The sequence below is a fragment of the Synechococcus sp. genome (assembly GCF_982614295.1).
In genome coordinates, this window is record NZ_CEXBMR010000002.1 from 61,311 (window position 1) to 84,355 (window position 23,045).

Genomic DNA, 23,045 nt, shown 5'->3' on the forward strand with positions numbered 1-23,045 from the left:
CCCCCTTCAGCGATGACAGACACATCAATTGAATCTGTTCTCAAGGAAAAGCGGCTATTTCAGCCGCCTGAGGCACTAGCGGAGGCGGCAACGATTGGCAATATGGCCAGCTATCGCAAGCTGGCAGCGGAAGCTGAGGCTCAGCCAGAACAGTTTTGGGGCCGCTTAGCGAACCAAGAACTTCACTGGTTTAGTCCATTTCAAGAAGTGCTCAATTGGAGCAACCCACCTTTTGCTCGCTGGTTTGAGGGGGGCACCACCAATATTTCTTACAATTGCCTCGATCGCCATCTTCTCGGGCCCAAGGCTGATAAGCGCGCATTGATATGGGAGGGGGAGCCAGGTGACACCCGTATTTTTAGCTATCGCCAACTGCATACGGAGGTTTGCAAGGCTGCAAATGCCCTTAAGGCTCTTGGTATTAAGAAAGGCGATTTGGTTGCCCTTTATATGCCAATGGTGCCTGAGGCTGCCATCTCGATGTTGGCCTGCGCTCGCATTGGTGCGGCTCATTCGGTAGTTTTTGGCGGATTTTCTGCAGAGGCTCTACGAGATCGTATTAACGATGGCGAAGCCAAATTAGTAATTACAGCCGACGGTGGATTTCGCAAAGACAAGCCGGTGGCCCTTAAGCCCGCCGTTGATACAGCCTTAGCTCAAGGTTGCCCAACTGTTACAAAGGTTTTAGTAGTGCAACGCACCGGTGAAGAAATAACTATGCAGGCTGGCCGAGATCATTGGTGGCATGAAATTGTTGATATTCAGCAACATCATTGTGAAGCTGAAGTGATGCAAAGCGAAGATCGTTTATTTGTACTTTATACATCAGGTTCCACCGGAAAGCCAAAGGGCGTTGTTCATAGCACCGCTGGATATAACCTTTGGGCACATCTCACATTCCAATGGATTTTTGATCTCAAAGAGGATGATATTCACTGGTGCACTGCAGATATTGGCTGGATTACGGGCCATAGTTATATTGTTTACGGTCCATTATCAAATGGAGCTACAACATTAATGTATGAAGGAGCACCAAGAGTTTCCAATCCCGGTGCTTTTTGGGAAATCATCCAAAAACATAAGGTGAGTTTGTTCTATACAGCCCCAACAGCAATACGTGCATTTATGAAAAGTGGCAGAGAGGTGCCCGATCAATTTGATATGAGCTCCCTGCGAATTCTTGGCACTGTTGGTGAACCGATAAATCCCGAGGCTTGGATGTGGTATCGCGATGTTATTGGTGCTAACCGCTGCCCGATTATTGATACCTGGTGGCAGACAGAAACCGGCGGTGTAATGATTAGTCCGCTTCCCGCTGCAACACCAACAAAACCTGGTTCAGCCACCTTGCCATTGCCGGGAATTTCAGCAGCGATCATGAATGGCGAAGCTGAAATTGTGCAACAAAATGAAGGTGGTTATCTTGTAATCCTGCGGCCTTGGCCAGGAATGATGCGCAATCTACAGGGAGACCCTGAACGTTTCTGTTCTAATTATTGGAGATATCTAAAACCAGCGGATGGCTCATATGTTTATTTTGCTGGTGATGGTGCCCGTCAGGATGAGGATGGTTATTTTTGGGTGATGGGCAGGGTAGATGATGTGATCAATGTGTCTGGCCATCGCTTAGGCAGTATGGAGATTGAATCTGCTCTTGTGAGCCATCCTGCGGTGGCAGAAGCTGCCGTTGTTGGGCGTTTTGATGAATTAAAAGGTGAGGCGATTGTCGCATTTGTTACGCTTCAAACGGGCTGCAGTGGTAGCGAAAAATTAATTGCGGAATTAAGAGCTCATGTAGGTAAAGAGATTGGTGCTATCGCTAAGCCAGACGCTATTAGTTTTAGTGATTCGTTGCCAAAAACTCGTAGTGGCAAGATCATGCGTCGCATTCTTCGTGCACTGGCATCTGGAGAAGAGATAAGCGGCGACACAAGCACCCTGGAAGACCTTTCGGTTCTTGATCAGTTGCGCAATGATGCCTGAGAATTCCACCACTCGGTGATACTTACTGCTAGTCGATTTAATTCACGCTGGCGTGCACCATCAGTAATGCCGCCAAAAAATTGTTGCCTCAATCCAGCGCTTGCGGGAGTGAGATGATCGCCCGCCAGCTCCAGCTGCTTAACAGAACTATTATCTAATTTTTTCAGGCAGCTATATAATATTTGGCTTTGATCTAATTGATCATCACGAAATTTTATTATCAATTGCTGTTTTGGGCCAAGAATTTTTGAGATAATCTCTAAGGTTTCTGCCGGTGCCGGACTAAATTCACTTACTATTCCAAAGCGAGGAGCCAATTCACTGAATAATGGAATTGAACGCTCGGCTGAAAAATTATTAAAACTCATATGCACTTGGCCTCTACATCCCCGCCCTTGATCGGGTGCTAATAGATGTAGTTTGCAACCCATGCTATGACCAACCCTCAAGCAAGGTAACTTAATCTCTTGTTCTTGTTGAATCTTGCGAAATGAACGCCATGCTTCCACCGCAAGAAACTGATGATCAAAATTAGGCACAAAAGGCCAGCAATGCACCAGCCAGCCTTGCTTTGTTAAAGCCTCTAGAAGCCTGCGATAACTTAATTGTGGTGTGGCACCAAGGCCACTACCTCCTATGAATTGAAGTAAGGCTTTGGGATTACTTGGCCTAGATATCCAAATGTCATCAAGTTGTTGCCAGGACATCAGGAACCCAGCTGCTCTAAAATGATTTTTGAATTTGAAACGTGGCCGCTTGCATCTAGCATTGCATTGAATATCAAGCGAACGATCTGCTCTTTGTCAATTACATAAGTTACCCGCCCAGGAAGTACAATTAATGAGCGAGGTACCCCAAAAACTTCGCGCAATTTATTTTTCTCATCAACTAACAAAGGGAAAGGCAATTGATGCCTCTCGGCAAAGCGACGATGGCTCGATGCCCCGTCGCCACTAACACCCCACACCTCAGCATTTAGGCCTTGAAATATCGGATATTGATCTCGAAAAGCACATGCTTCCATCGTGCAACCAGGAGTGTCGTCTTTTGGATAAAAGAACAGCACTAGTGCTTTTGCACCAAGCGTATTTAGAGATCTCTCTACACCGTTTTGATCTTTGAGGCTGAAGGCTGGTACCTTGTCTCCAACTTTTATTGACACAGGACACACGCACAGGCTTACTGAGAGGATAGGTGGAGCGAATCGCATTCCATGGCCGATATGGAGCTTCCCGCTTGGCAGCAACCCAGTTTGTTAACTGCCTTGGCTGTGCCGCCTCCAGTGTTTCTGCCAAAGCAGTTATTGATTATTGATGTTGAAACAACAGGGTTAGAGCCGGATTGTTTCGAGTGTCTTGAAGTGGGAGCAATTCTTTTTTCCGTTCCACACCGCTCGGTGTTAAGCCAGCTTTCCTTTTTGCTCCCCGTAAGCGCTAATCCAGCTTTTGCAGTGAATGGCATTAATCCTTTAGCAACCCAGGAACCCCAACCTTGGCAGCAATGTTTGCTGCTACTTGATGCGATGGCCCGCGATGCTCAGCTAGCAGTAGCCCACAACGCCTCATTTGATCGACGTTGGTTTGGTTGCGGCGCCTTACCTCAGCTTTTTATGCCTTGGTTATGCACTATGGAAGATATTGTTTGGCCTAAATCCCTTGGCCTTCGCCCAAGGCCCTCATTAAGAGATTTGGCCCTTTCCTTTTCGGTTCCTGTATGGGCTGCTCATCGAGCTCTAACCGATTGCATCTACTTAGCCCAAGTATTTGAACGCTGCGATGATTTGGAATCTATGTTGCTTGAAGCTCTTGAACCGCGACAACTATATCGAGCCCAAGTGAGCTACAGCCAGCGCCAACTTGCTAAGGATGCGGGGTTTCGCTGGAACGAACCTGTGCGAGGAGCTTGGACCAGACGCTTAAGCGAAAAACAGTTGAAAAATATGGATCTACCTTTTGAAGCAGAACCTATTGAAAAAGAGGTTGCTTAAAAACTTAGCTGATTTCTTCTGCTGCATTGCTTTTGATTAAACAATCAGCAGTGGGATAACTCACGCAAAGCAAGGCATACCCTTTTTCCATCTGAGCATCGTCTAAAAAACTTTGGTCTGCTTGATCTACCGCACCGCTGAGCAACTTACCTGCACAGGTGGAGCATGCTCCAGCCCGGCATGAATAGGGGAGTTCAATACCTGCTTCATCGGCTGCATCAAGTATGTAACTGTCGTCTGCGCATGAAAAACTTTTTCCGCCATCAATTGTGATTGTGTAGCTAGCCATAGTTCAAATCATCAGCACCTCTTATTAGCAGAATTTTCAATTAATTGGCAAAAAAAAACCGGGATTGCCGGTTGTTTTAATGATTAATCGGAGCGGCGGGATTTGAACCCACGACCCCCACTACCCCAAAGTGGTGCGCTACCAAGCTGCGCTACGCCCCGACCTTTTAGAAATTACCACAGCAGCAAGATGATTAGCGCTGTTTTCGCAATTGCTTGAGCAAGCGAAGATTGAGTTCATCCCTTAGTTCCCGTTGGTATCCAAATAAACCGCGGCTGCGTGCTAGCCCCCTCAGCTCCTGCAGGCTTAATGAGGCCAGCATCAATTCAGGCACCCTTTTCCAGGCCGCAGAAGTAGCGGGTAGGGATGCTTCTGAATTGCTGTCTTGAAACTGAGCGAGGGCATTGCCCGCTAGCCATTCGGGCACCAACACAAATAAAACAGCTAGAAGGCCATAAAATTCCACCAAACCCTTCGGTAAAGGGTGTAAGGGCTTCCTTTCTGGGATGGGAGGGGGAGATGTCACACCTGTTCAGTGCGTTGGCAACGGGTTTTATTCAGGAGGTCCTCAATAATCAATTCATCTCCATTAAGTACAACACTCAAACGTTCATTGGCATAGCGTTTTAGAGCAAATGCTTTTTGATCACGAAATAAGTTTGATTTATAACCTTGGTGGTACAGCGATGCTTGGTGGTCGTTGTGCTCCAGAAGCAATTCGCTGCTGTCGCCGCAACGATAAATTTGCTTGCTTTCATAATTTTCCCACCATGGGGAAATTCCAGCCTGGAGCGTTAATGGGAACAAAAATATTCCTAAGGCAAGGGGCCTCAGGAATTCCCTCTTAAACAGTGATCGGGCTGTTGTCACCACGCAGAACACAGTGATTCACAGACCAGTCGTAGTTGCTCCAGACTGTTTCTGGAAGTAGATAGTGGCAGCCTGCAAAGGGGCCAAGCTTGATTTTTGTGGGCTGAGCGGAGCAGTAAGGCCGACTGCCTGGTTTAGCTAAATATTGCTGGTGTTCTGGTTCCGCGGCATAAAAAATTTGATCCAATTTGATTTCAGTAGTGATATCAGGAAAGCCCTTTTCACTCAGCAACGCTTGATATGAGTTTTTGCTGGCCTTTGCTAAACCATCGAGCTCTTCCGAAGGCGTGTAGATCACAGATCGATATTGACTGCCGCGATCGTTTCCCTGGCGATCCCCTTGGGTGGGATCGTGGCATTCCCAAAAAAGCTTCAACAAATCGCTGAAATCGATTACTTCGGTATTCCATATCACTCTCACCACTTCGGCATGGCCAGTGCGACCGCCACAAACTGCGTTGTAACTAGGAGATGGGGCACTCCCTCCGGCGTAACCAACGGCGGTAGAAACCACCCCTGGCAATCGCCAAAACCCTTTCTCGGCTCCCCAGAAGCATCCACAACCAAAAATTGCTTCAGCTTCATTGGGGCCAGCTGGCGCATCGATGCTGCTACCAAGAACGAAGTGTTTGTTTGAATCCGCCATTAAGCGTTGCCACTGCTCTGCACTTTTGGTTCTAAAGCAATGTGATTAAGCAGTGTGGTGGTGAAGGCAAAAACTAAAAACGGCAGCGATAAAACAAGGATCAGGCCCACGGCCACAAGGGCAAAAATTGGACGGCTCGCCCCCATCAAGCTGAGGGCGGTGGCAAGGCTGATGAAGATCAGCCCGATCCAGGCCAGTACCTGACCGTAGATATCACCGAAGGTAAGGGTGCAGCGCATCCGATAGGTGTGAATGTTTTCCATTGCGCTGAATTTGCTAGTGCCCTAACTATGGAGAAATTGTGGGCCACAAAGATAAAATTGATTAGTTCTTAAAAATTTGCTTAACCAGCAGCAGCTTCCAGTTCGCTGCTGGCTTTTTCCCGTTCCCATAGCTTGCGATAGGTGCCTTCTTGAGCCAGGAGCTCCCGGTGGGTGCCCTCCTGCACCAAGCGCCCCTCAACGATTACCAAAACTCGATCACAGGCAGCAGCCGCGGATAGTTGGTGGCTGATGAATAAAACGGTGCGATGTAGATCAATGGTTAGCGATTGCAAAATTGCAGCGGCAGTTCGGTTGTCTACGCTTGCAAGGGCATCATCAAGCACTAAAAGCGGAGCATCAACGAGTAGAGCCCTAGCCAGTGAAGTGCGCTGCCTTTGCCCCCCGCTGAGGGTGATACCCCTCTCTCCCACAATTGTTTGATAGCCCTCTGGAAAACTGTCTAGATCAGATTGCAATTGAGCTTGCTGCACCACTTGATTTAAGAGAGCTTCAGCTGCATCAGGCGCGCCGTAGCTGAGGTTTTCTCTCAAGGTGGCTGAGAATAAATAGCCCTCTTGGGGCACCATTGCAATTTGTTGGCGTAAATCAGCCAATTTCAAATGCGTCACATCTTGTCCGTTTAACCAAAGTTGAGTTGGCGGCACTTCCAGCATTCGCCCCAAGGCGCGGGCCAATGTTGTTTTGCCACTGCCCACCGGACCAACAACAGCTACGAGTTCACCTGGTTTGATTCGAAAACTGAGCCCCTCTAGGGAGTTTCTGTCTGCTCCTGGGTAGCGAATGCATAAATTTCGAGCCTCGATGGCAGCGCCAGCATTATTGGGCTCCAGATCAATGGCATGGTTTGGATCTTGAATAGAGGCTTCCCTACTGAGCAGATCTTCAACCCGTTCAAGGCTCACCTGCCCGGTTTGAAAGGAGCTCAAGGTGAAGCCCAAAAGAGCGGTTGGGAAAACCAGGCGCTCGATGTAAAGGATGAGGGCAATTAAGCCTCCCAGGGTGAGGCTGCCTCGCTCTAGTTGGCCACTACCAAGGGCCAGCAGCACCAATAGCGAAAGAGAGCTAATGCCTTCTAGTAAAGGGAAAAGAGTGCTACGGGTACGGGCTAGGGCTATGGCGGCATCCCGATAACGACGGCTAAGGGCCGCGAAAGCGCCAACTTCGGTTGGTTCCTGTCCGTAGATTTTGATTGCGCTGATGCCTGAGAGATCTTCTTGAATCAGATCGCTTAATTCCGCCAGATTTTGTTGTTGTTCGCGCTGCTGGCTCATCATGCGTCCACCAGAGGCACCAACCACCACAAGCATTAAGGGGTAAAGCACCACAGCGGCCAAGCTGAGACCTGGATCAATTGCAAGCATTGCCGGCAGGGTAAATGCGTAGGCAAGAGCTGTATTTGCAAGGCTTAAAACAGCAAATCCAAGTAGACGCCGCACATTTTCCACATCACTTGTTGATCTGCTGATTACTTCTCCGCTGCCGGCGCTCTGCACCCAGCCAGGTTCTTGCTTGAGTAAGTGATCAAATATTTGTTGCCGCAACAAAACTTCCACCTGCCTACCTGCGCCAAATACCAGCACCCGCGACCAAAGCCTCACCCCAGCCATCGCACTAGCTAGCAAAGCAATCCAGAGGGCCTGATGTAGGAGATCCCTTAAAGAAAAACCAGGAGTGAGGCTGTTAATTGTTTTTTGAACCAGCAGAGGCAATGTGGTGCCGAGCAGGTTCACCACCAGCAAAGCAAAGGCACCCTTAAGCAGTTGCCTTCTCTGCGGCCGCAAATATCGAGCGATCAAACCTAGTTTCAATGAAGCAAACATCCATTACCGGCTCCAGCGCCCCAAACTACGAAGCAAACTCCACCTTTGGCGGCCTAATGGCAGATGAGTCTTCACAATCCCATCCACTCCATGCCACTGATCGCAACATTGTTGATGCTTTGCTAGCGGCAAAGGATCCAAACAGTGAACAATTGCTTAATGCCGCAAGGCTGTTGATTCGTTATGAGGGATTTCCAGGCGAAGCAGATTTAAAATTAGATCTTGAAAAATTGCTGCGTTTTTGGGGCCTTGATCGCATGGAGTTAAACAGTCGTTGCAGAAAGCTTTGGGCTTCTGGTTATCGCCCTGGACAGCCAAATATCGAATCTGTAAGCCCCGTTGGCAGTGGTTTTGATTCAACAGATAGTGAAAATGACGTTTAAAACACCTCTGCTTAGAGCTTTTCAAGCGATTATTAAACAGTCCCCATCACCTGGCCCGCGATGCTTTGCATCCGGGTCTTTTTTTTAATCTAAATCCAAATGGATAAGGCTCTACCAGCACTACTTGAGCAGCTTCTTTGTGGAGAGTGCCTTGATCAAACCCAGGCCACTGGCTTGATGCAGGCCTGGTTAAGCGATGGCCTTAGCCCTGCTCAAACCGGTGCATTTCTTGCAGCATTGCGTTGCCGAAGCCCCCAGTCCATTGAGCTTGCAGCGATGGCAAAGGTTTTACGGGCAGCGGCACCACTACCTTGTGCAAGGCCTGCTGGACCATTACTCGATAGCTGTGGCACCGGCGGTGATGGCGCCAACAGTTTCAATATTTCCACGGCTGTTGCTTTTACTGCCGCCAGCTGTGGTGTGCGCATGGCAAAGCACGGCAACAGAAGTGCTAGCGGCAAGGTTGGTTCGGCGGATGTGTTGGAGGGTCTTGGAGTTTGCCTTGAGGCCCCGCTTGAAAAAGTAGTTGCGGCCCTAGATCAAGCCGGCGTTACTTTTTTGTTTGCCCCTGGATGGCACGGATCCCTTGCAGCACTAGCTCCTCTACGCCGCAGCCTCGGTGTGCGCACGATATTTAATTTGCTAGGGCCACTTGTAAATCCACTTACCCCTGATGCCCAAGTGCTTGGGGTGGCAGATCGCAATTTGTTGATGCCCATGGCCGGGGCATTAAAAATTTTGGGCCTGCAGAGGGCTGTTGTGGTTTACGGCCACGGCGGCTTAGACGAGGCAAGCCTTTCAGGCCCCAGTGAATTGGTAATTCTTGAAAATGGTGAGTTGCGGGCTGAGTTGTTGGATCCAAGTTCCCTTGGTCTTGGTATTGCGCCTCTGGAGGCCCTAGCGGGTGGTGATCTATCAACTAATAAACAAATCTTGCAAGAGGTGTTGCAGGGGGCTGGAAGCCAGGCGCAGCGAGAGGTGGTAGCCCTCAATAGTGCACTTGTTCTGTGGTGTAGTGGCTCTGTGCCCCATTGGTGCGATGGATTGGAGTTTGCACTATCAAGCCTGAGTAAAGGAGCCCCTTGGCAATGCTTAATCGACCTGCGCAATGCTTTAAACCCCGTTGAGGGATGATTCTTAAACACCAAGAATCATCGCCGTAGCTGATGGAAGCATTGCTTGTGCTCGCGGATGGCATTGTTTTGCGGGGCAGGGGTTTTGGTGCCTGCGGCACTGCTATCGGTGAAGTTGTTTTTAATACGGGGATGAGCGGTTACCAGGAGGTACTTACCGATCCCAGTTATTCAGGTCAGCTTGTTACTTTCACCTACCCAGAATTTGGCAATACAGGAGTTAACAACTCTGATATGGAATCAAATCGTCCTGCTGTGCAGGCGGTAATTAGTAGAGAAATTTCACCCCTTGCCAGCAATTGGCGGGCTAACTCCACCTTGCCGGATTGGCTCAAGCTCCATGGTGTTGTGGGCTTATGCAACGTTGATACCCGCGCTTTAGTTCGTCATCTCCGGGAGGGGGGAGCAATCAATGGTGCCGTTAGCAACGACGGCACTACAGCGGCAAATTTGTTGCAGATGGTGCGATCCGCCCCTTCCATGACGGGGTTGAACCTGGCGGCAAGGGTTTCAACTGCAACTGCCTATAAATGGCATCAGCCCACTGATGTGGAATTTGATCAGCGGCTAAAAGCCCAGCCCAGCCAGCCATATCGTGTGGTGGCAATTGATTTTGGTATAAAGCGAGCCATTCTTGAGCGGCTTGCTTCTCACGGTTGTGAGCTCGTGGTTCTGCCAGCTACTAGCAACTTGGAGCAGGTGCTTGAACAGGCGCCTGAGGGTGTGTTCCTCTCGAATGGCCCTGGAGATCCCGCTGCAGTTCATGGCGGGATTGAGCTAACCCGCGGCTTACTTGAACAACACCATTTGCCCATTTTTGGCATTTGCTTGGGGCATCAAATTCTTGGCCTAGCCCTCGGCGCTAAAAGTTTCAAGCTCGGTTACGGCCATCGAGGCTTAAATCATCCCTGTGGTGCCAACGGCCTTGTGGAGATCACCAGCCAAAACCATGGATTCGCATTGGAGGCCTCAAGTTTGGATTCCAGCCTCATAAAAATTACCCACCACAACTTGAACGACGGCACGGTGGCTGCCATCGAGCTGCTACACAAACCTGTTTTTGGGGTTCAATATCACCCGGAGGCATCCCCCGGCCCCCATGACGCTGATCATCATTTCTCCAAATTTGTGGCATTGATGGCACAGCGGCGTTCTATGGATAAGATTGAGCGCCCTTAGGGGTATTTTTGCTGTTGAGGACTGGGGCCATCACTGAATTGCAGCGACTCACGGTTTCTCTCCGTGGTGGATTTGAACTTAAAGAGCGCTATCTACTGTTCAGTTTTACCGGCCAGCTGGACGCTTATTCAGAGCGACAATTTCGCGATTTTGTAAGTGAATATGTGGCTAAATCAAAATTGCCCCTGGTGCTTGATCTGAGCCGTGTTGATTTCCTCGACTCCTCAGGGCTTGGTGCTTTGGTGCAAATTGCCAAGCAGCGCAATGAAGCAAAACAGAAATTTTTTGTGGTGGGCAATAGCCGGGTAGTTCAAACCGTGAAGTTGGTGCGATTGGAAGCTTTCCTTAATCTTCAACCTGATTTGCCCACTGCTTTGAGCAGCTTTGCTTCTGCCTAAAACTTCCCCTGGCATGCAGTTGCCCGGGCCTGCCCAATTGGCTTGGCTTGGCGATGCCGTGTGGGAGTTGCATCAGCGTTCCCGCCTGGTGCGCCACCAGGCCAGTGCCCATCAGCTACATCGAGCTGGTGTTGATCATGTGCGAGCTGAGGCGCAAAGCGCTGCTTTGGCGTTTCTTGAGCCACATCTGAACGCAGCGGAGCTTGATTGGGTTCGTAAAGGCCGCAACGCTGCAGGTCGAGGACCGCGGCGGGTTGAGCCAGCTATCTATGGACGGGCCTCAGGGTTTGAGACAATGGTTGGCTGGCTCTATCTGTGCAATCCGGAGCGACTCCAAGAGTTGCTAAGCCATTTTCAGGATTCAACCCTTGATGGCCCGGTATGAATCTGTTTGAGCCAGGTTCTCCCTGCCCCCTGCGCCATGGCTCCCCGTCCAGATAGACCCAAAGGAGAACGCCCAAGGCGGCCCTTCAGCCGTCCTGATGGCCCGGCGAGGGGGGTTGGGCGCCGTTTTGATCGTTCAGATAGACCTTCAGAAAGATCAGACAGACCAGAAAGATCAGGTAGACCAGAAAGATCAGCTAGACCAGAGCGGGGGGTGGTTCGGCCTGAGCGTTTTAACCGTTCCGAACGTCCACGTTTAGATCGATTTGATAGCGAATTTCCTCGCCCTGAAAGACCACGTTTCGAGCGATCTCGGCCAGAACGATCCAGACCGGAGCGTGCCGGCGTAGAGCGAGCCAGGCCAGAACGCCTAAGAGTTGATCGCCCCGCCCCCTCAGCTAGGGGTAGGCGCTTTTCCGCAGCCGGTGAAAGGCGTTACAGCTCAGAACCTGTGCTGGAGCCCACAGCCGACAGCAATTCCAGTCCTGAGGTGGACGATCTTGTTTGGGGAAGACATTCCGCCTTGGCATCCCTTGAAAGTGGCAGGCCAATTCATCGAATCTGGTGCACTCCAGAAATGAAATTCAGCAGCCGATTTCTACAGCTTCTTAGGGAAGCCAAAGGATCAGGGGTGTTGGTTGAAGAGGTTACCTGGGCTCGGCTGGCACAACTCAGTGGTGGTGCCGTTCATCAAGGAATTGTGCTTCAAACCGCTGCAGCTGAAACCCTTGATTTATCAACTCTTGTAGAGGGCTGCAGCCAACTCGGGGAAGCACCGCTGTTGATGGCGGTTGATGGTCTGACAGATCCCCAGAACCTTGGCGCAATTGTGCGCAGCGCTGAGGCCCTTGGTGCCCATGGCCTGGTGTTACCGCAACGGCGTAGTGCCGGCTTAACCGGTTCAGTTGCCAAGGTGGCCGCGGGCGCCTTGGAGCATCTCCCAGTTGCGCGGGTAGTGAACCTAAATAGAGCCTTGGAAACCCTTAAGCAAAACGGTTACCGGGTAGTGGGATTAGCAGAAGAGGGCAGCGTGCCTTTGATGGACGCAGATTTAGATGGGCCTTTGGTGGTGGTTACCGGTTCAGAGGGAAATGGTCTTTCGATGCTTACTCGCCGCCATTGCGACCAATTAATTCGTATTCCATTGCGGGGAGTAACCCCAAATTTGAATGCAGCGGTTGCAACGGCTTTGCTGCTTTACGAATTGGCCCGGAGAGGTTGGATGGCTGGTATTCATGGCCAAGATCCCGCTCCCCGCCTGCAAAGAGTTCAATTGCAAACAGCTCCAGCTGAAGCCATTGCGACTCCATCAGACGAACAAATAGGTGACGGATTCAGCGCAGAGATTCGCCTTTAGGGCCTCTATGCGGGCAAAATAGCTGCGCTTGACGCATACAGATGGGTCTTTTTTCTGCTCCCCTTCGTGCCACTGCCAATGCCTTGGGTTTGGCTTGGTGGGCGAGGGTTGATACCCGCCAACCAGACGTCACTTACTGGTTTGGACCCTATGTGCGCCGCCATACCTTGGAAGCGAAATTACCCGCTTTTCTTGCCGATATACGCAGTGAAGCGCCTGCGGTATTGGAGCATCGTCTCGTGCGAACCCGCCGCGGCGAGCCGTTCACGATTGAGCAGCAAAATTAAATCCAAACTTTTGTCGCCTTGCTGATAGCGTCGCTGCAGTTTTGCTTTTGAGATGGTTATTAGCCTCTGGCGCGCTGCCTTTGATCAGGGTTTGCAATCGGCCAAGGCCCATACCGAAGCAACTTTCGCTCGCATTGCTGAAACTGAGCCGCAATTAAAAGCTTTTGTATCGCTCACTCAGGAGCGAGCTATGGCAGACGCTGAGCGAATTGATCAAGCAAAAGCAGCTGGTAAAAACTCGGGAGCTTTGGCTGGCGTAAGCATTGGGATTAAAGACAATCTCTGCACCAAGGGGATTAAAACCACCTGCTCAAGCCGCATGCTTGAAGATTTCATCCCCCCCTACGAAGCAACGGTGACCCAACGTTTATGGGATGCAGGTGGTGTGTTGGTTGGTAAAACCAATCTTGATGAATTTGCAATGGGTAGTTCCACTGAAACATCAGCATTTGGGGCTTCAGCAAATCCCTGGGATCCCAGTTTTGTGCCAGGTGGAAGTTCTGGAGGTAGTGCTGCTGCTGTAGCTGCTGGGCAGTGTGATGTTGCTCTGGGTTCAGATACCGGGGGTTCTATTCGGCAACCAGCGAGTTTCTGCGGTGTTGTGGGTCTAAAACCCACTTATGGCAGGGTGAGTAGGTGGGGCTTGGTGGCTTTTGCTAGTTCATTGGACCAGGTAGGGCCATTTGGGCGCTCGGTTGCAGACGCAGCCTTGATGTTGCAGGTAATTGCGGGCCATGATCCACTAGATGCCACCAGCCTCGACCTACCGGTTCCCGATTATTTAGAAGGCCTTAACAGGCCACTTACGGGCATAAAAATTGGGATTCTTGCCGAAGCATTTGGCGAGGGCTTGAATCCTGAAGTGGAAGCGTCTGTACGTGAAGCGGCAGCTGTGCTGAAGAGTCTCGGTTGCAGTTTGGTGAATTTGAGTTGCCCAAGATTCAAGGCAGGGATTGCCACCTACTACGTAATTGCACCATCTGAAGCATCTGCGAACTTAGCTCGCTACGACGGCGTGAAATACGGCAAACGGATTGCCAATGGCGAAAGCCTGAGCGCAATGACATCCCTTACAAGGGCTAATGGCTTTGGCGCTGAGGTGCAAAGACGCATCTTGATTGGAACCTATGCCCTATCTGCTGGCTACGGCGAGGCCTACTACCGCAAAGCGCAACAAGTGCGCACCTTAATCAGAGAAGATTTTGATAATGCCTTTCAGCAGGTAGACCTTCTACTCACCCCCACCTCCCCCACCACCGCCTTTAAGGCTGGTGAACACAGCAATAATCCAATTGCTATGTACCTTGCCGATCTACTAACAATTCCAGCAAATTTGGCAGGTATCCCCGCCATTAGCGTGCCCTGCGGCTTTGATAAACGCGGCTTGCCGATCGGTTTGCAATTAATGGCACCTGTGCTGGAAGAGGCAAAACTGCTTCAGGTTGCCCATCAATACGAGCAGGAGGCCGCCGTAATGAAAAGTAGGCCTTTTGCACCATTGGCACTCAGCTAAGCGCCATATCTGGTGGAGCTAGGTAAGCTGCCCACACTAGGGCTGGTGGTTTTCCTTGTCATTTGTTCCGCTTCATAACCACAGCGACTACAGCCTCCTAGATGGGGCCACGCAATTGCCCTCCATGGTGGAGAGGGCCGTGGCTTTGGGCATGCCAGCAGTAGCCATTACAGATCATGGCGTTATGTATGGGGCAATCGAGCTGCTTAAGTTATGCACAAAGGCCGGTATTAAGCCGATAATTGGCAATGAAATGTATGTGGTTAATGGCAGCATTGAGGATCCACAACTAAAAAAAGAACGTAGATATCATTTAGTAGTGCTTGCAAAAAATCAAATTGGTTATCGCAACTTAGTGAAACTTACTAGCATTAGTCATTTGCAAGGTATGCGGGGTAAGGGCATATTTTCAAGGGCTTGCATTGATAAACAAATCCTAAAAGCCCATCGAGAGGGACTGATTGTTGCAACTGCGTGTATGGGCGGAGAAATTCCTCAAGCATTACTCAAAGGAAGATATGATGTAGCAAAAGATGTAGCTAGTTGGTATAAGGATGTATTTGAAGACGATTTTTATTTAGAAATCCAAGATCATGGCTCCCCGGAAGATCGCATTGTTAATACTGGTATAGCAAAGTTGTCTGCTGAACTCGGCATTGAACTAATCGCTACAAATGATGCTCATTATCTCAGTGCGCTAGATGTGGAAGCCCATGATGCTTTGCTTTGTGTTTTAACTGGAAAATTAATTAGCGACGAGAAAAGACTTCGATATACGGGAACTGAGTACATTAAAAGTAGAGAAGAAATGGAGAAATTATTTGTAGATCATCTAGAACCTGAATTGGTGCAAAGAGCTTTAGATAATACGCTTAAAGTGGCAGATAAAGTTGAAGAATATGACATTTTAGGTAGGTATCAAATGCCAAACTTTCCCATACCTGATGGTTACAGCCCTGTGGGTTATCTCACGGAAATTGCTGAAAAAGGTTTGCGGGGTCGTTTGGAAATTTCAGAACTCGAAAAAATTGATACAACCTACCTTGAAAGATTGCATTTTGAATTGCAGGTTATGGATCAGATGGGGTTTCCTACTTATTTCCTTGTGGTTTGGGATTACATCCGTTTTGCAAGGGATAATGGCATTCCCGTAGGGCCCGGCAGAGGTTCGGCGGCCGGGTCCTTGGTGGCCTACGCCCTAGGTATTACAAATATAGACCCGGTGCAACATGGGCTGCTATTTGAACGCTTTTTAAATCCAGAGCGTAAATCTATGCCTGATATTGATACCGATTTTTGTATAGAGCGTAGGGCTGAAGTTATTGATTATGTAACAAAGCGCTATGGTGAAGACAAGGTGGCACAAATAATAACCTTTAACCGCATGACATCCAAGGCTGTCCTTAAAGATGTGGCACGTGTTCTTGATATTCCTTATGGTGATGCCGATAGACTTGCTAAATTAATACCGGTTGTGCGAGGCAAGCCCGCTAATTTAGACGAAATGATCAGCGAAGATTCGCCGGCGCCTGAATTTCGTGACAAGTATAAAAATGATCCAGCTGTTAAACATTGGATTGATTTAGCTAGGAGAATTGAGGGAACAAACAAAAGTTTTGGAGTTCATGCTGCTGGGGTGGTGATTGCAGCTGAACCCCTAGACGAACTAGTGCCTCTTCAGCGTAACAATGATGGCCAAGTAATTACCCAATATTTCATGGAGGATGTGGAATCCATGGGCCTATTAAAGATGGATTTTCTCGGCCTTAAAAATCTCACAATGATCGATAAAACATTACAACTTGTGCGTCAGCACTCTGGAATTCGCATAGATCCAGACGATTTACCGGCAGATGATTCCGCTACCTATGCCTTGCTGGCAAGAGGAGATCTAGAGGGTATATTTCAATTGGAATCTAGTGGTATGAGACAAATTGTTAGAGATTTAAAGCCGTCTTCGCTTGAAGATATTTCTTCGATACTGGCTTTATATCGTCCGGGACCTCTCGATGCAGGCTTGATTCCGAAATTTATTAACCGTAAGCATGGCCGTGAGTTAATTGAATTTGTTGACCCAAAACTAGAACCAATATTACAGGAAACTTATGGAATTATGGTTTATCAAGAACAAATTATGCGCATTGCCCAAGATCTAGCTGGGTATTCATTGGGAGAGGCTGATTTACTACGAAGGGCGATGGGAAAGAAAAAAGTTTCTGAGATGCAAAAACACCGCACTCAATTTGTACAAGGTGCTATCAAACAAGATGTTGCCGATCAAGTTGCAAATACCCTGTTTGATCAAATGGTACTATTTGCTGAATATTGTTTTAATAAAAGCCATTCCACTGCCTACGGAGCTGTTACTTACCAAACCGCTTATTTAAAGGCCCATTACCCAGTGGCATATATGGCGGCATTGTTAACTGTTAATTCGGGCATTACGGACAAGGTTCAGCGTTACATATCTAATTGCAATGCAATGGGTATTGAAGTTATGCCACCTGATCTTAATAGTTCTGGGATTGATTTTACTCCTCAGGGGGATAAGATTTTGTTTGGTTTATCTGCAATTCGTAATCTGGGCGATGGCGCTATACGCACATTGCTTCTTTCGCGAGAGAAAGAAGGTATTTTTAAATCTTTAGCCGATCTTTGCGATCGAATGGCAAGCATAAGTTTGCTAAATCGCAGGGCGTTGGAATCGTTAATTCACTGTGGCGCCCTTGATTCATTAATAGCGAATTCAAATCGCGCCCAATTAATGGCCGATCTTGATTTAATGCTTGATTGGGCCGGCTCAAGAGCAAGAGACCGGGCGAGCGGCCAGGGCAGTTTGCTTGATTTGCTTGGGGGAGGTGCTGTTGCAGGGGCGATCGATGTGCTTAGCACGGCTCCAAAGGCCGCTCCGGTAGCTGATTATGCCCCCACTGAAAAATTACGGCTTGAGAAGGAATTAGTTGGCTTTTATCTTTCTGATCATCCCCTTAAACAATTACGCGCCACAAGCCGTTTGTTGTCTCCTGTTGGATTAGGCCAATTGGAGGATCAGCTCGATCGCAGTCGCATTTCTGCGCTGGTAATGGTGCCAGAGATCAAACTTGTAACTACCCGTAAGGGCGATCGAATGGCAATTTTGCAACTGGAGGATCTCACCGGCAGCGCAGAAGCTGTGGTATTCCCAAAAACCTATGCACGCCTTGTGGATCATCTGATGGTAGATGCCCGCTTATTGCTATGGGCACAGGTAGACAGACGTGATGATCGTGTTCAATTAATTGTTGATGATGTGGCACTAATTGATGATTTGCGTCTTGTAATGGTTAAATTAAATCAACAACAAGCTGGCGATATAACTGTTCAGCATCAATTGAGAGAGTGTCTGCAGCTCTATCGAGTAGATACTGAATCTGCAGGGGAGCGCACTCCTGTGGTGGCAGAAATTCAAAGCAACGATGGCCATTGCTTTGTTCGGCTTGGCCACCAATTTTGTGTAAGTGATGCTGATGCCGCCGCCGCAAGCCTCAGCGCTGCTGCTTTTCAGGTGTGTCTGCGCCACTGCGCAACCGCTTGATATTTGGTTTTATCTGTTCAAAACCTAGAATTGAACCGGGTTGTTCAAGCCAACTACTTGAAAAAATGCCATAACTGAGCCCAACTAAGCCCAATAAAAAACATCCCCCCGAAGAAACCAAAGTGATCCCAGGAGGAATATCAAGAATTTTTTGGCTAATCAGTAAATAGCTTGCAACGAAAACTCCCATACCCATAACTGTAGGTATGCCAGTTGATATGGCAATCCGCCTAGCCATACGGTTAGACACCGTTTGCGGAATAGCTGGTTTGGCTTCCTTTGGAGCCTGTGGTGTGCGCTGCTCGTTTTGATCAGCGAAACCATCCGCCATTTCCTTTAACCCCGAATACCTAGTTTCACTATCAAGGTTGAATACCGCTCACTGCTCTGGCTTTTTAGGTAGCTGAGCAGGCTTTTGCGTCGCCCCAGCATTTTCAATAGCCCCTGTTTTGAGGAAAAATCGTGCTTATTGGCTTGTAGATGTCCTGTGAGCTGGCTAATGCGCTCGCTCAACATGGCCACCTGCACTTCAACCGAACCGGTATCTGTGCCGTGGGTTTGATGGCTGTTTATCAGCTCTTGCTTCTTTTCTGTGTTGAGCGGCATGCGGGAGAGTGGCCCGAATCGGTGCAATAAAACAGCATAACTCCTAGGGGTAACTTCAATTGGCTTATCGCCCAAGCCAACGCAAGCTTTCTCGCAACCAGGCATCGCTGCTGTTGGCTTCTTCTTTACTGAGCAGGGGGCCAACAGCCTTTAGAGCTTCATGGATTTCCAGAACGCCGTAACCCAGAGCGCAGAGCATTTCTTCCAGTTCTTTCTCGAGGTTGATTGGCAACTTTTGGTTGCTGTAATTAGCCAGAGGCAGCTCAAAGCGCTCTAATTTCTGACGTAACTCCAGCGACAATCTCTCTGCGGTGCGTTTTCCCACCCCCTGAGCACTGCTTAACAACGCCAAATTTCCCTGTTGAAGGGCTTCCACTAGAACAGCTGCGGGCATTGCCCCCATTAAGGCCATTGCCACCTGGGGGCCAACGCCACTAACGCTGATTAGTAAACGGAATATGTCTCTTTCTTGCTGCTGGTTAAATCCAAAAAGTGAACTGCCGTCTTCTTTGTGTAAGTGGTGAATCCAGAATCTAAGCAGCGTGCCCGATGGGCTTAGCCGTATGTCAGCCCAACGATCTTTACTGATTTGCACTTCGTAGCCCACGCCCGCGCAAATGAGCAAAATTCCGCTGCGGTTATTTTCCTGCCAGGCGTGACCCAGTTGCCCTTCAAGCCAACCAATCATGCTGTTACCAGAATTGAGTTCATGCTGCCGTTGCTTTTAACTTTGTGCCGGCTGGCCCAGCGAGGGGCCCTAATCGTTTTGATTCTGCTGCTTTCCGGTTGCGCAGCCGTGGGGCAACCGCCTCGACAGGCTCTATTGCAAGCCTTAAATTTGCAAGTGCAGTTGAGCCAAAGTGAATTGGCTGCTGCTCTACAAGTTTCGCCAAGGGATAGTGATCCAAGCCTGCAAAGGGTGCGCCTCGATCAACAAAGCATTGAAAAGGTTGAAAGTCATCGGGTTTGGTTGCTGCGGGGCCGGTTTGATTGGCGTTGGCCAGGAGAACCATTAAATGTTTCAAATCCTTTTGAAGTGCGGCTTTTGCGCGGTGAAAAGGGGCAAACCTGGCGTCTTTTGCGCCCCCCCACCCCTGAGTTACCCCAGTGGAGTAGCTACCCGCTTTCCTAATCTGCATTTCATCTGCTGGTGCATGCGCGATAAACCGGAGAGAATGAAGCACCCCTTCAATAGCTTGTGAGCAGCCCCCGCCTCCACCCCCGAACTATTGAGGCGGTAAAAGAAAGGGCCGACATTGTCGAGGTGGTTGCTGAACACGTAGTACTCAAGAAAAAAGGCAAGGAATATGTAGGTATCTGTCCGTTTCACGACGACAAATCACCATCGATGACCGTATCTCCAGCGAAGCAGTTTTATTACTGCTTTTCTTGTGGAGCGGGCGGAAATAGCTTGAAATTCCTAATGGAATTTAAACGCCAAAGTTTTAGTGATGTTGTGCTTGAGCTAGCACGAAAATATTCATTACCGATAGAAACTCTTGATGCTCCGCAACAGGAACGCTTAAAAGAACAACTTTCTCGCCGCGATAAAATACATAGAGCTTTGGCATTGGCTAGTGGATGGTTTCGTGCAAATCTCCGCAGCCCAGGGGGCGAGGCGGCACTTGATTATCTCATAAGCAAAAGAGATTTAAACAATGGCACGATTGAACATTTTGAATTGGGATATGCCCCTGATAAATGGGATGGCTTAATTAATCATCTTCAGCAAGTTGAGAATATTGATACGGATTGCTTGGAATTGGCTGGGTTGGTGGTGGCCCGTAAAGGGGGGCAGGGTTTTTATGACAGGTTTAGACAACGACTAATGATTCCAATTCACGACCGCCAAGGTCGCATTATTGGTTTTGGAGGTCGTAGCCTTGAGGGGGTTGAACCAAAATATCTCAATTCGCCGGAAACCGAAGTTTTTGAAAAAGGAAAACATTTATTCGGCCTTGATAAAGCTGTTGATTCTATTCGTCGCGCAGATTGTGCAGTTGTAGTAGAGGGTTATTTTGATGTGATTGCCCTGCATGCCGCAGGGGTACGCCATGCGGTGGCCGCCTTGGGTACCGCTCTAAGTAATCAACAGATAACCCAGCTATGTCGCTGCTGCGATAGCAGGCGAATTGTGTTGAATTTTGATGCTGATGGCGCGGGGATTAGGGCTGCCCAAAGAGCTATTGGCGAAGTGGAGCAGCAAGCTTTACAGGGGCAGATCGAGCTGAGGGTATTACCTCTACCAGAGGGAAAGGATCCAGATGAATTCTTAAAAAATCAAGGGGCGCCAGATTATCTTGCCTTGCTTGAAAATGCGCCCCTTTGGCTTGATTGGCAGATTGAACAGGTTTTGGTTGGGATGGATTTAAACCGCGCTGATCAATTCCAGCAAGTGGTGAAATCTCTTGTGGAATTACTTGGCAAATTACCGCAATCAGCCCTGCGAAGTCATTATCTCCAGCGGGTAGCGGAACGACTATCTGGTGGACAGTCGCGAATGGCATTGCAGCTAGAGGAGGATTTGCGCCAGCAGGTGAAGGGCCAGCGCTGGCATGGACGCTCTAGCCGCCATGGCAAACCGGGCGAAGCGGGAATCAGGGAACGGGCAGAAGCTGCTTTGTTAAGGCTTTATTTGCATGTGCCTCGAGTAAGAGCCGAAATTCGACGCGAGTTGCGTAGCCGCGATCTTGAAGATTTTGGTATTCCGCATCACCGCCAGCTCTGGCTTGCCATCAGCGAATTAGAGGAGGCAAAAATAGGTGCCACCGCACTAGAAGAGATATGTCGTGGTAACAATTCTGGTGAAAATCTCTCGGATTTGGATATTCCTAATTTGCTAAGTGATCAACTTTTGGAAACAAATACGGCCCTACTTCAAAGGCTTAGTGAGTTGCTTGAACCAAGTGAATTGCAAGATCTGAATTTAGTTAATGCAACCCAGCACCTGCGCGGTACTACGGCGAGCCTCGAGCGCCAAAGAGTGATGCGGCGCTGCCGCCATTTAATCGAGGCTTGGGGCAGCCAAAGGTTACAGAGCCTCGAGCATTGCATCGCCCTGTTGCTGGAGGCAGATCGCAAGGTTGCCGTAAGTAATGAGGACGGTGAACAACGAATTGAGATTCTATTTAATGAGCTAAATGCTGATGCAATAAAGTTTCAGGAACTTTATTACAATGAAAGACGTTATTTGGCACTACTTGATGAACAGCGCTGCGCCTAACCGCCCAAATAAATATCTAAAGAAATATATTTAAATTCAGTTAATCATCTTGCTCTAAAAGCATTTGCTGAAATTCTACATATAAACTATTCTCAATTGAATCGGATAATTTATCTTTTTTATTGCTTTTGATACTAAGTTTAGATTTATTTTGAGCCTCATTTTTACTCTTATTTAGGCTTTGCTTTTCAATGAACTTTAGCCTATCCATTAAATGAGTTGGAATATTTCCATCTGAACTCACCTGAATTAGTTGACGAAATAATTCCTCTGGATTCTCTTCAGTTTCTACAGCATGCAATTTTCTTAATGAAGTTGTTTCCTTTGCCGTTGGAGTGGGCAATGCCTGGGGCAAACTACGGCCCAGTTCCTGCAGCCGCTGCGCACTTTTAGTATCAAGGCTCATTTTAGGGGCACTCCAATGTGTCGAATGTGTTTCGGCCAGTGCTGTTATTGATGCCAGAGGCTACAGCGCAGAGGGTTTTGAGGGAATCGCCGCGCAACGGCACATTAGTGAAATCCGCTCCAATGATACTTACATTTTTAAATTTGGTATTAAAAGCAAAAGCATCCTCCAGAATCGCTTGATCTAAATTTGTACCATCGAATACTGCAGAATCAAGGGTTGCCCCCCTTAAATTGGTGTAGCTGAGATCTGCATCCTGAAGTTTTGCGCCAAACAAACTTCCCCCTTCTAAATTGGCACCTTTAAAATTTGCCTCTCGCAAGTTGGTAAGGCTAAAGGTGGTGGCCCGCAGATCAGCATCATGAAAATCAGCACCGATTAAAACCTGCTTATTAAATTCTTTTGCTGCAAAAACAGGGCTTGTAAAGCATATAAAAAAGCTGATTAATAGGCATGTTATCGTAAAAAATCTGAAGATTCTTGCCATTGCTTTGTTTGCCTAAGAGCTAAGGGGAATCCTAAATGAAATTTCAGTCGTTTTGATTTGCCAGCTACCAATAGCCACCGCAACCTGCAAAAGCACAAGAATATTTCAGTTGACATTTCTGCAGAATTAGAGGTTTTGCAAGTGCTTTTGGGCAATGGCTGGCAAGCAATTGAACACCGTTGGCATTGCCGTTGGGGTGAAATTGATCTACTTGTGGCGAAGCCTGAACGCTTGCT

27 protein-coding genes and 1 tRNA gene are annotated in these 23,045 nt (G+C 48.6%); 14 read left to right on the top strand and 14 right to left on the bottom strand.

Annotated features, from left to right (window positions below; all coding sequences use genetic code 11):
* The first annotated feature begins 12 nt into the window (after positions 1-12).
* Positions 13-1,983, top strand: coding sequence for an acetate--CoA ligase (gene acs, locus AC2JC8_RS00805; protein ID WP_484594039.1), 1,971 nt, complete (start codon positions 13-15; stop codon positions 1,981-1,983).
* On the opposite strand, the gene AC2JC8_RS00810 is transcribed toward acs, so the two are convergent.
* Positions 1,962-2,690: a DUF1350 family protein gene (locus tag AC2JC8_RS00810; protein WP_484594040.1), complete on the bottom strand. Its 729-nt coding sequence runs from the start codon at positions 2,688-2,690 to the stop codon at positions 1,962-1,964. The two genes, acs and AC2JC8_RS00810, sit on opposite strands and share 22 nt — an antisense overlap.
* The gene (locus AC2JC8_RS00815; RefSeq protein ID WP_484401035.1) at positions 2,690-3,145 is read right to left on the bottom strand and encodes a peroxiredoxin; all 456 of its coding nucleotides are present in this window, start codon (positions 3,143-3,145) and stop codon (positions 2,690-2,692) included. The genes AC2JC8_RS00810 and AC2JC8_RS00815 overlap by 1 nt, the downstream gene beginning before the upstream one ends.
* Before the next feature lie 60 nt (positions 3,146-3,205).
* Between AC2JC8_RS00815 and AC2JC8_RS00820 the strand changes: the two genes are divergently transcribed.
* The gene (locus tag AC2JC8_RS00820) at positions 3,206-3,970 is read left to right on the top strand and encodes a 3'-5' exonuclease (RefSeq protein ID WP_484419834.1); all 765 of its coding nucleotides are present in this window, start codon (positions 3,206-3,208) and stop codon (positions 3,968-3,970) included.
* A 4-nt stretch (positions 3,971-3,974) separates the two neighbouring features.
* On the opposite strand, the gene AC2JC8_RS00825 is transcribed toward AC2JC8_RS00820, so the two are convergent.
* The 7 genes from AC2JC8_RS00825 to AC2JC8_RS00855 form a co-directional block, all read right to left on the bottom strand.
* The gene (locus tag AC2JC8_RS00825; protein WP_484401038.1) at positions 3,975-4,259 is read right to left on the bottom strand and encodes a 2Fe-2S iron-sulfur cluster-binding protein; all 285 of its coding nucleotides are present in this window, start codon (positions 4,257-4,259) and stop codon (positions 3,975-3,977) included.
* A gap of 87 nt (positions 4,260-4,346) precedes the next feature.
* Positions 4,347-4,420, bottom strand: a tRNA-Pro gene (locus tag AC2JC8_RS00830).
* 32 nt (positions 4,421-4,452) lie between these two features.
* Positions 4,453-4,785 (bottom strand): hypothetical protein, encoded by a 333-nt coding sequence (locus AC2JC8_RS00835; protein ID WP_484400901.1) that lies wholly within the window; start codon positions 4,783-4,785, stop codon positions 4,453-4,455.
* Positions 4,782-5,129 (bottom strand): hypothetical protein, encoded by a 348-nt coding sequence (locus tag AC2JC8_RS00840; protein WP_484400900.1) that lies wholly within the window; start codon positions 5,127-5,129, stop codon positions 4,782-4,784. Before AC2JC8_RS00840 ends, AC2JC8_RS00835 begins: the two co-directional genes overlap by 4 nt.
* Entirely contained in the window at positions 5,104-5,775 is a 672-nt protein-coding gene (gene msrA / locus AC2JC8_RS00845) for a peptide-methionine (S)-S-oxide reductase MsrA (RefSeq protein WP_484400898.1), read from the bottom strand. Before msrA ends, AC2JC8_RS00840 begins: the two co-directional genes overlap by 26 nt.
* The gene (locus AC2JC8_RS00850) at positions 5,775-6,038 is read right to left on the bottom strand and encodes a hypothetical protein (protein WP_484400897.1); all 264 of its coding nucleotides are present in this window, start codon (positions 6,036-6,038) and stop codon (positions 5,775-5,777) included. The genes msrA and AC2JC8_RS00850 overlap by 1 nt, the downstream gene beginning before the upstream one ends.
* 80 nt (positions 6,039-6,118) lie before the next feature.
* Positions 6,119-7,879 carry an ABC transporter ATP-binding protein gene (locus AC2JC8_RS00855; RefSeq protein WP_484400896.1) on the bottom strand — a complete coding sequence of 587 codons (1,761 nt, stop codon included), beginning with the start codon at positions 7,877-7,879 and terminating at the stop codon, positions 6,119-6,121.
* Here AC2JC8_RS00855 and AC2JC8_RS00860 point away from each other — a divergent pair.
* The 9 genes from AC2JC8_RS00860 (at position 7,867) to AC2JC8_RS00900 (ending at position 18,087) form a co-directional block, all read left to right on the top strand.
* A complete protein-coding gene (locus AC2JC8_RS00860; protein WP_484400895.1) occupies positions 7,867-8,262 on the top strand; it encodes a DUF3288 family protein in 396 nt (131 codons plus the stop codon). The two genes, AC2JC8_RS00855 and AC2JC8_RS00860, sit on opposite strands and share 13 nt — an antisense overlap.
* Before the next feature lie 99 nt (positions 8,263-8,361).
* Complete coding sequence (gene trpD, locus AC2JC8_RS00865) at positions 8,362-9,396, top strand: anthranilate phosphoribosyltransferase (protein WP_484594041.1); 1,035 nt, start codon at positions 8,362-8,364, stop codon at positions 9,394-9,396.
* 32 nt (positions 9,397-9,428) lie between these two features.
* Positions 9,429-10,574 carry a glutamine-hydrolyzing carbamoyl-phosphate synthase small subunit gene (gene carA, locus AC2JC8_RS00870; protein WP_484400892.1) on the top strand — a complete coding sequence of 382 codons (1,146 nt, stop codon included), beginning with the start codon at positions 9,429-9,431 and terminating at the stop codon, positions 10,572-10,574.
* Positions 10,575-10,588: 14 nt separating this feature from the next.
* Positions 10,589-10,972 (top strand): STAS domain-containing protein, encoded by a 384-nt coding sequence (locus AC2JC8_RS00875; RefSeq protein WP_255132353.1) that lies wholly within the window; start codon positions 10,589-10,591, stop codon positions 10,970-10,972.
* A gap of 13 nt (positions 10,973-10,985) precedes the next feature.
* Positions 10,986-11,357, top strand: a complete 372-nt coding sequence (locus AC2JC8_RS00880) for a Mini-ribonuclease 3 (protein WP_484400891.1) — start codon at positions 10,986-10,988, stop codon at positions 11,355-11,357.
* Positions 11,358-11,393: 36 nt separating this feature from the next.
* Positions 11,394-12,713 (top strand): 23S rRNA (guanosine(2251)-2'-O)-methyltransferase RlmB, encoded by a 1,320-nt coding sequence (gene rlmB, locus AC2JC8_RS00885; RefSeq protein WP_484400890.1) that lies wholly within the window; start codon positions 11,394-11,396, stop codon positions 12,711-12,713.
* Positions 12,714-12,754: 41 nt separating this feature from the next.
* Positions 12,755-13,000: a DUF1816 domain-containing protein gene (locus AC2JC8_RS00890; RefSeq protein ID WP_484400888.1), complete on the top strand. Its 246-nt coding sequence runs from the start codon at positions 12,755-12,757 to the stop codon at positions 12,998-13,000.
* Positions 13,001-13,052: 52 nt separating this feature from the next.
* Entirely contained in the window at positions 13,053-14,513 is a 1,461-nt protein-coding gene (gatA, locus tag AC2JC8_RS00895; RefSeq protein WP_484400887.1) for an Asp-tRNA(Asn)/Glu-tRNA(Gln) amidotransferase subunit GatA, read from the top strand.
* Between the two features lie 55 nt (positions 14,514-14,568).
* Entirely contained in the window at positions 14,569-18,087 is a 3,519-nt protein-coding gene (locus AC2JC8_RS00900) for a DNA polymerase III subunit alpha (protein ID WP_484594042.1), read from the top strand.
* On the opposite strand, the gene AC2JC8_RS00905 is transcribed toward AC2JC8_RS00900, so the two are convergent.
* The 3 genes from AC2JC8_RS00905 to ruvA all read right to left on the bottom strand — a co-directional run bounded on the left by AC2JC8_RS00905 (position 18,038) and on the right by ruvA (position 19,381).
* Entirely contained in the window at positions 18,038-18,418 is a 381-nt protein-coding gene (locus AC2JC8_RS00905) for a PAM68 family protein (RefSeq protein WP_484594043.1), read from the bottom strand. The two genes, AC2JC8_RS00900 and AC2JC8_RS00905, sit on opposite strands and share 50 nt — an antisense overlap.
* A gap of 5 nt (positions 18,419-18,423) precedes the next feature.
* The gene (rpsO, locus tag AC2JC8_RS00910; protein WP_255132365.1) at positions 18,424-18,693 is read right to left on the bottom strand and encodes a 30S ribosomal protein S15; all 270 of its coding nucleotides are present in this window, start codon (positions 18,691-18,693) and stop codon (positions 18,424-18,426) included.
* 64 nt (positions 18,694-18,757) lie between these two features.
* Entirely contained in the window at positions 18,758-19,381 is a 624-nt protein-coding gene (gene ruvA, locus AC2JC8_RS00915; protein ID WP_484400883.1) for a Holliday junction branch migration protein RuvA, read from the bottom strand.
* Between the two features lie 30 nt (positions 19,382-19,411).
* On the opposite strand from ruvA, the gene AC2JC8_RS00920 reads away from it, so the two are divergent.
* Positions 19,412-19,825: a hypothetical protein gene (locus tag AC2JC8_RS00920; RefSeq protein WP_484400882.1), complete on the top strand. Its 414-nt coding sequence runs from the start codon at positions 19,412-19,414 to the stop codon at positions 19,823-19,825.
* Positions 19,826-19,891: 66 nt separating this feature from the next.
* Positions 19,892-21,916 carry a DNA primase gene (gene dnaG, locus AC2JC8_RS00925; protein WP_484419831.1) on the top strand — a complete coding sequence of 675 codons (2,025 nt, stop codon included), beginning with the start codon at positions 19,892-19,894 and terminating at the stop codon, positions 21,914-21,916.
* Between the two features lie 40 nt (positions 21,917-21,956).
* Here dnaG and AC2JC8_RS00930 read toward each other — a convergent pair whose 3' ends face one another.
* On the bottom strand, positions 21,957-22,322 hold the full coding sequence (locus tag AC2JC8_RS00930; protein ID WP_484594044.1) for a hypothetical protein: 366 nt from the start codon (positions 22,320-22,322) through the stop codon (positions 21,957-21,959).
* A 1-nt stretch (position 22,323) separates the two neighbouring features.
* A complete protein-coding gene (locus AC2JC8_RS00935) occupies positions 22,324-22,809 on the bottom strand; it encodes a pentapeptide repeat-containing protein (protein WP_484400878.1) in 486 nt (161 codons plus the stop codon).
* Positions 22,810-22,944: 135 nt separating this feature from the next.
* Between AC2JC8_RS00935 and AC2JC8_RS00940 the strand changes: the two genes are divergently transcribed.
* Positions 22,945-23,045 (top strand): YraN family protein (locus tag AC2JC8_RS00940; RefSeq protein WP_484594046.1); only part of this gene is annotated, 101 nt, incomplete at its 3' end.